This window comes from Alicyclobacillus kakegawensis NBRC 103104 (genome assembly GCF_001552655.1).
In the GTDB taxonomy this organism is placed as follows: domain Bacteria; phylum Bacillota; class Bacilli; order Alicyclobacillales; family Alicyclobacillaceae; genus Alicyclobacillus_G; species Alicyclobacillus_G kakegawensis.
The window spans coordinates 1-10,674 of the sequence record NZ_BCRP01000042.1; the positions used below are offsets into that span (position 1 = coordinate 1).

Sequence of the window (10,674 nt, forward strand, 5' to 3'; positions counted from 1 at the left end):
ATGTGACACACGAGGAGGGATGCAAGCTGTGTACCGACGCTTCAAAAAAACGATAACAGCCTTGCCAGGAATCCGGGCTGTTATGGCTTTATCTACGCTGGCAGCGTCCTGGATGTTCACCGCGCACATGGCCTTTGCAGCGACGAGTGGAACTTCAGCGTTCAACCAGGTTGTCGGCAAAACCGTAACTCAGTCCACCATCATCACCGACATTAAGAATGTAGCTGTCGGCATCTTCGGGATCATCGCAGCTGCCGCGGCTGGGTTTGGAATGGTGTTTATCGCTCTAGGTGGAATCTCCCTCATTCACGGGGGCGGTGCACGGAAACAAGAAGGCATGGAGAGAATCCGGAACGGTGCCATTGGTATCGTGGTGGCTTTGGCAGCCGGAACCATCGCGGCCTTGGCTGCCTGGATCGCCACCATGTTTGGGGCGTAAGAACGAAAAATAGGGGGAAAAAACAGTGGAAGAGGGCTACATCGAAGTGTCTTCCACAGGGCTAAGGTTGTTTGGGCCTATTACGACCAAACACCTTTTGTCCTTGGGGATTGGCCTAGCGGTGTTTGCCCCGCTGGGAGTGTTGCTGGCGCTGTTCGCCTGGGCACTCCCAGGCCCCTCTTATCGTGTCGTGGTCGGAGGGGGGATAGGGGTATTACCGGGGCTGGTCATGGCGGTGACGCCGGTTCCCAAACGGCGCATTAACGCATTGACGTGGGTATGGCGAAAGATCCGGTTTCGCCTCAGACCACAGGTCTATCGCTACGACCTGGAATATCGGGAACGACGTCACCGCCAAGAGATGCGAGATTGGCTCATTGATATTGCGGATATGTCCAGGCATGCAGAGGGGGGAGAGACGTCTTGAATTCTTGGATGCTATGGCTGGGCGGCGGCAGCGTGTTTGTAGCCGTTATGGTAGTCACGCTCGTTTCGGAACTTCGTAAGTCCAAGCGTGGCGTACAGGAATCGAAAGAGACTGCGCAACGAAAGAAGACCCAAAAAGTCCGGCCTATACAAGACTTTTTGCCGGTGGAACGCGCTGAAGCCACCGGCGAGATCGTACTCACAGGCGGCAGCTATCGTCGCCTGATTCGAGTAGGCAATATCAACCCCTATGCGTTGTCCGAGACAGAGATTCGCGCCATTCGAGACCACTTTCAGATGATGTTCAGCATGTTCCATAACCCCGTTCAATTCATTGTTCGGGGGCGGCGAATGGACTTGACGGATTACCGACAGTACTTTGAACAAACTTACACTCGCACTGCGGAGAAATGGGAGTCCGATCTGCTTCTCGAGTATGGAAGGCACGTTGAAGCTCACCTCGTTGAACAAGGGAACAAACAGCGTACGGTTCGCGAGAATCTTTTCATCACGCAAGCCGATGCCGGAATGTTGGGCACGAAAGACCGTGAAGACCTGTTGCGCTTGTTGAATCAAGAAACAGAAACGGCCATATCCGGATTGAATCGTTGTCGGGTTTCCCCGCAGCCCATGAGCTTAGAAGAAACTGTTGAGGCATTCCAGTTTTTTTGGAATCGAGATCGAGTACATGCTCGTGCACGAGATGCCGTGGCTTACGGTGGTCTCAAAGAGTATCTGACGGGGGATGACGAGGAGGTGTCGCTCAATGCCTTTATTGCGCAGCAAAGAACGGGTAGAGGTCAAATCGCACAAGCATGAACAAGGTAACAGCGCCCAGTCACCGTCAGAGCTAGAGGAAGTGTGGGGTGAGCACGCCCCAACGTTACAAGACGTGATCGCGACGGCCAGCAAGGCTGAGTTTCACTCCACCCATGTGGAGATCGCTCCGAACAGCTATCGGCGCACGTATCTCGTTACGCGAATGCCCAACCGGGTACACTTCGGGTTTTTGAATCAGTTTTTCCGGTTTGGAGCGGACGTGGACGTCTCGGTGCACATCGAACCGGCCGATTCGGCGCGGCAGATCCGAAAGATCACCCAGGTGATCTCAGGCCTTGAGGCTCAGATCGCGATGGACATCAAGTCCGATCGCACTCAGAACGTAACCTTCAACCGTCGCCGCGTTGAGGAATTGGACAGCCTTCGAGCAGCCCTGCAAGCCGGAGAAGAGAAGATGTATTACCTGACGGTCGCTCTCACGGTCAGCGCAGAGAGCAAGGCGGCCTTGGAACGTGCCTGTGCCACGCTTGAGCGCGAGGGTCCAGGCCGAGGGTTTCAACTGATGGACGCGGCGGATTTACAGCAAGAAGGGCTGCTGACGGTGGCCCCCTTGGGACTCAATAAGCTGCGGTTCCCCATGGAGGTGTTTGGAAGCTATGTGGCCAACATGTTTCCCTTCACGTCCAGCCAGTTCTCCCACCGTCGCGGTCCTCTGGTCGGATTTGATCTGGTGTCCGGGGCGCCCATGTTTTTCGACGCCTGGCACGACGGCCTGACCAATGCAAACATGTTCGTTTGCGGGGTGTCCGGAGCGGGGAAGTCGTACTTTCTCAAGATGCTCATCGCCCACAGTATCTTGCACGACATCCAAACTGTGGTGATCGATTGGGAAGGTGAGTACCCACTCCTTGCTAAAGCCTTGGGAGGGGCAGTGGTCACCATCGACTATGACGCGCCGGATCGGATGAACCCATGCGAGCTAGAGGAAGAGGAGTACATCGATCCCGTCACGGGACAGAAGCGATCACGTGTAGACATCGCAGAAAAAATTGATGAGATGACGAACTTTACCCGTTACGCAGCGAGCCTGACGGGTTCAGACGAACTCACTGGAGCCGAAATTGCACTGATCAACAAGCTGTGGGAAGAGATTTACCGCAAGGTTTTCGGATTCAACGAAGACCCGAGTTCTCTGTACGAGACGTCTCGTCAGTTGCAAGGTCAGACCCTACAGATGCGTCGGCGCCGCAGACAGCCTCAGTTTTCCGATTTCTACAAGAGACTGCGGGAAGTAGCGAAGGCGGACCCTCGCTATGTAAATCTGGCAGACCGCTTGGAGCGCGTGACGGCCGGGAAAACGCTGGGATTGTTCGACTGCCAGAGCACCCTGCAGCTCGCAAAGGCACCGATTATCGTATTTGACCTATCGAACCTGAGTGAGAACAGCGACCTGAGAAAATTGGGTATGTATGTGGCGCTGGAATGGGTTATCGAGAGATTCGTCAAGAAAAACCCTCATCAGAAAAAGAGGGTGGTGGTCGATGAGGCACAGGAGTTGCTAAAGAACCGTGATGGCACCCCGGTGGGAAACATGGCCGCCATGTTTCTCGACACGAGCTTTACGCGGATTCGTAAGCGGGGCGGCTCGGCGGTGGCGGCCAGTCAGCAGTTCCGAGTATTCGCCGCCAGTCCGTACGGGGCGAGCATTATCCGTAACTCCGCTACGAAGTGCCTGCTGCGCCAAGACCGCCAGGATGAGGAAGCACTACGGAACCTGTTTTCTCTCGCAGATCACGAACTCGAGCAGCTCTACGAGTTCGAGCCGGGGCAGGTGCGCTGGGACGTGGGGGGCGAGATTGTCTACTCGTATTACCAGGCCACCCCAGCGGAGGACAAGCTATGGACAACCAGAGTGATTGCGGCGGAAACCGAGGGGAGCAGATAAATGACTGACCTTTTATCCCTCACCCGGTTTGTCTTGACCATCCTCATGGCTGCCTCCGGTGGATTCGCTTTGGTGCAAACGGCGCTTGCCGGCATTGCGATCATTTCCTCGTCTCCGCAGAAAAAAGCGGAGGCGATGGGCCGAGTCAAGTGGATTGTCATTGGGGCGGTGTTGGCCCTTTCGACGTACACGCTGACGGCCTTTGTATCCTGGGAAATGCAACAAGTGTCGGGCGGCGCTAATACGGGCTCTCTAGGAACATCCAGTGCGCCCAACTCGGATCTCATCCAGTTACCCGGTATGACAGACTCCGGAGGGATTACGGGCTGGATTGTAAGTGGAATCTTTTCGGGCATTACCGCACTGCTCGACGCGATTGCGGCTATTTTCTGGGCCCTTACCGGATTTACCGGCCCCTCCGCCATGGCGGCGGACAACGTCTGGACGCAAAGCAAGAACTCCACTTGGATCATGGGGATTTTCTCTACCCAGACCTGGTCGGCCATGATGTACGTCCAACACGCCCTGTACGTCTTGGTGGCGATTGCGGCGCTCATCTCGTTCGTGATCCAGGGCATTCAGGTTCAGAGTGCGCCTTCGTCTGCCATCGCCAAGGAACGAGCGGTGACTCTGGGCAAGAATGTAGTGGCCGCGGGATTGGTACTGGGCCTTTCTCCGTACGGACTCGGGCTCTTGAATGCAGGGGTATCCAGCCTGACCGAGTGGGTCCTTGGCCTGAGTGCAGCTCATGCCCAAGCATTAGCTCATACCGGCCTTTGGGGCCTCCTCTTTGGTTCCAAGCCAGGTGATGCATCGATGGTTCAGGATATCCGACTGTTTGCCGGGACTTCCTCGGGTAGTCTCCTTGGTAACGCGTTATTCAACTTAGTCCTGAGCGTCGTGAACTTTTGCATGTGGGTGGTATACCAGTGGCGGCGGGTTGTACTGGCCATTTTAATCACCGTGATGCCACTGTTTTGCATCGGTCTCGTGACGGGCAGGCGCGTCGACCTCATTGTCCACTGGTGGAAAGAGGTCATAGCGTACATGCTGATTCCGTTTGTCGCCGCCCTGTTCCTGCTCGTGGCGTGGGTGTTCATCGGTCTCTAGGAGAGGAGTGAGAAAGCGTGACAACCGGACCGTTTGTGGATTTTCTAGTGGCCTTGGCCGCGCTGGTACTCATGCTGATGACCCATAAGTTCATCCGGTCCTTTCTGGACCATCTAATCCCCTTCGGCAGTGGCCCCCACGGTCCCGGCTCGCTCATCTCTGGGCTCATGGAGGGGATCGGAATCGGGATGGGCGAGAAGTTTTTAGATGCCGGAAAAACCGCCGCTAAAGTCACAGGAGGTATGGGAGCTGCAGCTGGAATCGCCGGTCTTGCTGGCGCCCGGAAGTATCTCAAGGAAAACGGTCTGAAAAAGAGTCTGCCGGCTTTAAAGAAACCGGATCCCCCGAATGGGGGAGGTGGCGGCGGGGTCGCCGGCTCCAATCGCACGTCAGGACAGTGGCCGGGAGCCAAGAAAGCACCTTTCGGACTTCTGCCTTCCCCGAAGGAACAAGGCTGGACGATGACCGATCCTTTTACTGGAGAGGTGTACCAAGGACCAGGAGTCAATGGATTCTCCCATTCTCCTTTGGATGGAGAATCTGCGTCCGCATTCGGCCTCGGAGGCGATACCTCAACGGCTGGCGATCAAGCGGATCGAGCGAAGATGGGAGATACCCCCTTTGGCATGGCCGGAATGTCGGGGACATCGAGCACGTCGAGTACGTCAAGTGAGACGGGGATGGCGAGCAAAACAGGGATATCGGGATCGAACTCATCGGCCAAGAAGACGGGTGCCTCCGGGGCGCCGCTGTTTGACCCGGCTTCCCGCGCCAATGGCGCGTATACCCGCATGATGCCGTCTTCCAAGGAAAAGCTCGCAAGGCTAGAGGGGCGGCCTTCGTATCAAAACGCGATGCACGCCTTTTTTGGGGAAGCAGGACGACGACTTGGCCAGGACATGCGTCACAAAGCACTCGGAGGACGTCGGGGTGGATATGCAGGGGCGAACAATCTGCTTGGAGTGGCCATGCAAGAATTTGGAGAAGGAAGTGCCCAGGCTAAGATTCAGCATGATATGAACCTGCCCAGTATAGAGCTTCTGAAGGCGGCGGAGATTGGCGGTCCGGAATCGGAAGCGGCTCAGGATCTGGCTCGAATCGGTCAGTATCAGCAAGGTATCGAACAGGGGCTTCAATGGATCTCTATGGGGGAACAAATGCAAGAAAAGATTTCACCGATGTACGAATCGGCAAAAGAAGCGTATGAGAACGCAGAGAACGAAGTGAGTGCAAGGGCGGTGGAACTCGACCTGTTAAGGCACGCCAATCAGGAAGGAACACCACAATTCGTCCAGCACGAGGCCGCCTACCGGGAAGCGATGGCACGTCGGGATGCCACGAAGGAACAGTATCAGTCTATCCAAGCCCAGATGGAGCGGGCCAAAAATCTCTCCCAACGGGGTGAAAAGCGCATCATTGATTCGCAAAACGCGATTGGGAAGATCAACTGGAAGTACTACAAGACCCCTTCGCAATCGATGGTGCGTCAGGCACAAATGTACGCGAACCGCGTGGGATTGGATGATCTTAGTTCTCCGTCGGGTGCACGAGGAGTACGGCGGTAAAGCGGAAGGGAGGGAGAGAAAGTGTCCAGCGCCGTTGCAACAGCAGCTAGGATGCGAAAAATAAAATGGCTCTGGTTTCTCCTGCCTTTCCCCGTGATCTTTCTGTTTCTCCTTCCGATATTTATGGTTCCGTTCATAGGCTCATCCTCGTCGGGTGGCGGGGATGATACCGGTGCCTTTCCGGAACAGGTTTTAAAGTGGAAGCCATTGGTTGAACAGATTGCGGCAGAACAGGGACTCTCTCAATACGTGCCACTCTTCTTAGCCATCATCGACCAAGAAACTGGCACTTCGGGAGATCTGGACCTCATGCAGTCTTCGGAGAGCTTGGGTTTGCCGCCCGATAGTTTGCAGGATCCGGAGAAAAGCGTGGAAGCCGGGATTGCACTCTTCAAAAGGCTTCTTACTCGTGGACAGGCCTTAGGAGATGACTTGGTGTCCATCATCCAGGCGTACAATTTCGGCCCGGCATATCTCGATTTTGTCGCGGCACATGGGCACAAGAACACCGTTGCACTGGCTGAAGAGTTTTCAGCCGAAGAAGCTGCAAAGATGGGCTGGTCGTCCTATGGAAACCCAGAGTATGCCGAACAGGTCCTGGCGAAGCTGGCGGCGGAAGAAGGGTCAGGGGATACGGGAGCTGAATCTGCACTCCCGAAAGGAAAGTATGACCAGCTCATGCAGGTCGCTTTGCAGTTTCAGGGATGGCCCTATGTCTATGGCGGGTCGAATCCGGCTACGAGCTTTGACTGCTCTGGACTCACGCAATACGTATACGGACAGATCGGGATTTCCTTGCCGAGGACGGCTCAAGAGCAGTGGGATGCTACGACACACATTCCGCCCGATCAGGCCCGGCCGGGCGACCTTGTATTTTTCAGCGGCACCTATAATGACCCAGGTAACATCGTGACCCACGTTGGGATTTACGTCGGAAACAACACGATGTATGCGGCCAACTCAAGCGGTATTGGATATGCGAGTCTGGATGACCCTTTTTGGCAGGAACACTTGTATGGATTTGGGAGGGTTCGCAGTTGAATAAGGCGTTCTATGTGGGATTTTCAGGTTTGTTTGCAGCCACCACGGTGGTGGCTTTTATGTGGGGGCTAGGGAAACAGGTTCAGGCTCAGCACTGGCAAGCGCAGGCCGAAATGAACGAGGCAAAATTGCAGCGGGCGAATGAGACCATCTCCAGTGTTCGAACGCAGCTCATACGGCTTCAGCGGGCGAATACGACTCATCAGACCGAGCAGGATACGACGCTCAAAGCCACCATCCAGAACGTGTTCAACGCCCTGTATAACTACGATAACAAGTCCTATGTGACTCGGTTTCAGCAAGTGAAAGACGAGATGACGCCGAATGTGCTCGCGAAATTCGAAGGCACCGCAGGAGCGCTCAAATCACCGCCGATGCCGGTAAAAAGCACGGTCAAAAAACTGGACATCTATCTCACATCAAATGCGCCCACTTCTGCGCACGCGTTGGTGGACTTGACGACTTCTTACGCAGTGGGTCACGCCGCCCTGGCTCCGCATACGCAAATCTTTCAGCTTTCGCTTTCGAAAGATAGCGGCCAGTGGAAGATCACAAACGCTACTGTACTTGGCACCTTTCAGCCCGTGAACAATCCTTGAGAAGAACTACTCGAGCGAGACCATGGAGGCTATGCAAAATGTCTAAGCTGATTCTCGCAACGGGAATGGAGGACTTTGATCAGGCCTTAGAAGCGCGATACAAAGAACAGTACACTGTCCAGACTGTCTCTTACCTACAGGGCTTGACCGTTCTCGGATTGGGACAAGGAGACACAGTAGTCCTCACTCGCGTATTGCCAGACAGTGGCGCGGGTGACGCGGGGTTTGTGGCGGTCGTAGAGCATCTACGTCGTTACGGAGTGCGAGTGGTGTTTCTCGACCAAAGCCGTCCGAAAGGCGATCCTCTCGTGTCGGCCCTTGTGCATCGGGGTGTCTACGACCTGCTGCTGGCCGACGAGTTGATGCTGGAGGAAGTCTTTGACCGGATCGACCACCCGGCAACCTACGGGGACGTGGAGGCTTTGCTCGTAGAGGAAGACCACTTGGGAAAAGGCTCGATCACTCGTAAACCGATCACTTGGCGCAGGCAACAGCCGGCGGAATCCGCCGAAGACCAACGTACGGAGTCAACGGAATCGGAATCATCCAAAGAGCGGATTCGTTCCAAGCGCCCCGCCTTGCGTCTGAGTCTTCGATTGCCGGAATTGCATAACAAAGGCGAATCAAAATCCCAGTGTGAAGCAGTGGGACCGCCGCTGATCACGGTGAGTGGCCTGCCCGGTGCAGGCGTCACCTTCGTGGCCCTGCACCTGGCGCGAGCCCTCTCACGCACACGGCAAACTGTGTTGATTGAGGCCAGCGACCGCCCCATCCTTGGGCGCTGGCTTAATGGACCTGCAGAGTGGGACGGGGCGAATGCCTTTGCTCGCGGTGCTCAGACTCTCGAGGAGGCCTGGCACCTGTCTTCCATGTTGACTCTACTTCCGGCACAAGGCTCTGGGCCGTCATTAGCCGCGGTAAAAAAGTGTCTTCGAGGCCTGACCAACGATGTCACGGTGGTGACGGACGTCCGCCTGTCCGACTTGATGAACGAGGTGGATGTCCTGGTAGTGCCGCCGGATCCGGAGAAAATCGCCTACGTATCCCGCCTCACCCCGCGGCTTTTGGTCGTGAACATGGTGCCGGAGCGATTGCCGGTGGACCCGATGGAGTATGCTGGCGCTTGGACGGACACGGCGGTTGCCACTGTCCCTTACTTGCCTGAGCAGAGTCTTGCGGTCATCGCTGGCGAAGTGCTGAGCGGATTGGACAGCCTGGAGCAAGCTTTACTGTCTAAATTGAATCTCTAGGTCACTAGGCCCTCAGAAGGCAACGCATTGCTCCACTGAATCAAGGGAATGATAGCAGGCAGCCGGGACGTCGGCTATATTTGGGCAGCGCAAGAAAATTTACAAATTATATGATATGATATATAAAATACAGGCGCTATGCAGTTGCTCTCAATAATTGGGTATTGTCAGGGTCAAACCACCTCAGTTCCAACCGTGTTGGCCAAAATTTGTCGATGAGGCTTGCGCAATGCTTCGCCGCTGTGTCAAGATCGATTACGATCAAGTCCGGCTCGTTCATTCGAGCGGCTTGACGGGTATGACAGCGGATGCAGAGTAGATTGCGGATCACTTGGCTGTGGGTGCAATCTTCCTCGCCCGCTGTTTTTTGTTCCCAGACGAGATACCGGATGAGCGTCTCGGCCGTGAACAACAACGTCAGATGAGCGCGTATGTGATTTTCGTTGGGCGAATGGCAATTGAGCATCCCGAGTTCTTGCTTTGCAGTACGGAACAAGACTTCAATTCGCCAGCGCTTAAGCCACGCTCCCATCACCTCAGACGGGACATCGTGACGATTACTTATCAACAGGTAGGCTCCTTTGTATTCTGCAGCCACATCGTCGGCCTCTACGGGCTCGTTCGGGTCCACCAGTTCTGCCGATTCCGTGGTGGCCTTGTTGTCTTGTGGCTTGATACGTTTGCCGACGACTGCGGCGATTGGGGTGTATTTCATTTTCGTGCATGGCTTACCCCTGCGATTTACTGAAGCCTTGGGCATCTTGAGATAGATGTTCTCACAGGCGACGGAGGCGACATCCACGTTGGTTTGTGCCATGAGCAATGGGTAGACCTCCCGAATGAGGTCTTTTGGGCGTATCGGCACAAAGCGTTCACGTCCGGTACCGGGTTCAATCACCCGTCGAAATAGCCGAGTATTCCGTTTGGCCTTCGTGACCCAGTCAAAGTTCGCCGACTCGCACTGCAGAAGGAATGGCTTGCTGAAGTACCAGCGGTCCATGACCACCCACAAGCGGCAGGTCACCTGTTTACGGACAGCTCGGAGCATCTGCAACGCCAAGTCGAGCTTCGACTGCTTCTTGTCTGTGTCATTATCGGGTTTCGTCCAGATGGTGTAGGACCAGGGATATTCAACCCCGTTACCGCGGACGGCGTGCAACGCCACGATGTTCATCGCCCATGTGTAAACCTTGCTTGAACTGTCGTAGAGCCAGTAGAGAAACGGGATCCCCTTGGCGTACGGGTGTGGGGCATGCGTATCGTCAAGCGCAAGGACATCTCCGTCTACCAGGGCCGTTTCCGGATCTTCCTGAAGACGGGCAGTGCGCTTCTGGTTGAATACATCCTATTGAGAAAATCCCGTCAGGAAGCGGCTGAGGGCTGATTGGGTCACCTTTTGGATGCCCAACATGCGCTGTAACAAGCCGTCTTTGTTGAAGAACGTGGCCAGCGCATGGACGGACGGACAGCGGTTGATGAGTCCAACGACATAGAGGAAAGCCAGAACCCAGGTGGCGAT

9 protein-coding genes and 1 pseudogene are annotated in these 10,674 nt (G+C 55.3%); 9 read left to right on the forward strand and 1 reads right to left on the reverse strand.

Features of this window, described 5'->3' with window-relative positions:
* Window positions 1-19 precede the first annotated feature (19 nt).
* From AK2_RS15850 to AK2_RS15890, 9 genes are read left to right on the forward strand one after another with little or no spacing between them, the layout of a single operon-like run.
* Window positions 20-439, forward strand: a complete 420-nt coding sequence (locus AK2_RS15850; RefSeq protein ID WP_067936941.1) for a hypothetical protein — start codon at window positions 20-22, stop codon at window positions 437-439.
* 25 nt (window positions 440-464) lie between these two features.
* Window positions 465-866, forward strand: coding sequence for a hypothetical protein (locus AK2_RS15855; RefSeq protein ID WP_067936945.1), 402 nt, complete (start codon window positions 465-467; stop codon window positions 864-866).
* Complete coding sequence (locus AK2_RS15860) at window positions 863-1,684, forward strand: hypothetical protein (RefSeq protein WP_067936948.1); 822 nt, start codon at window positions 863-865, stop codon at window positions 1,682-1,684. Before AK2_RS15855 ends, AK2_RS15860 begins: the two co-directional genes overlap by 4 nt.
* Window positions 1,632-3,590 (forward strand): VirB4 family type IV secretion system protein, encoded by a 1,959-nt coding sequence (locus AK2_RS15865; protein ID WP_067936951.1) that lies wholly within the window; start codon window positions 1,632-1,634, stop codon window positions 3,588-3,590. The genes AK2_RS15860 and AK2_RS15865 overlap by 53 nt, the downstream gene beginning before the upstream one ends.
* Window positions 3,591-4,700, forward strand: coding sequence for a hypothetical protein (locus tag AK2_RS15870; RefSeq protein WP_067936955.1), 1,110 nt, complete (start codon window positions 3,591-3,593; stop codon window positions 4,698-4,700). It begins immediately after the preceding gene.
* A gap of 17 nt (window positions 4,701-4,717) precedes the next feature.
* Window positions 4,718-6,265 (forward strand): hypothetical protein, encoded by a 1,548-nt coding sequence (locus AK2_RS15875; protein WP_067936958.1) that lies wholly within the window; start codon window positions 4,718-4,720, stop codon window positions 6,263-6,265.
* Between the two features lie 21 nt (window positions 6,266-6,286).
* Window positions 6,287-7,306 carry a bifunctional lytic transglycosylase/C40 family peptidase gene (locus tag AK2_RS15880; RefSeq protein WP_067936963.1) on the forward strand — a complete coding sequence of 340 codons (1,020 nt, stop codon included), beginning with the start codon at window positions 6,287-6,289 and terminating at the stop codon, window positions 7,304-7,306.
* Window positions 7,303-7,905, forward strand: a complete 603-nt coding sequence (locus tag AK2_RS15885) for a YddI family membrane protein (RefSeq protein WP_067936965.1) — start codon at window positions 7,303-7,305, stop codon at window positions 7,903-7,905. The genes AK2_RS15880 and AK2_RS15885 overlap by 4 nt, the downstream gene beginning before the upstream one ends.
* 38 nt (window positions 7,906-7,943) lie before the next feature.
* A complete protein-coding gene (locus tag AK2_RS15890; protein ID WP_067936967.1) occupies window positions 7,944-9,155 on the forward strand; it encodes a hypothetical protein in 1,212 nt (403 codons plus the stop codon).
* A 136-nt stretch (window positions 9,156-9,291) separates the two neighbouring features.
* Here AK2_RS15890 and AK2_RS15895 read toward each other — a convergent pair.
* Window positions 9,292-10,464: pseudogene (locus tag AK2_RS15895) on the reverse strand (transposase); the annotation flags it as partial.
* Window positions 10,465-10,674: the final 210 nt, after the last annotated feature.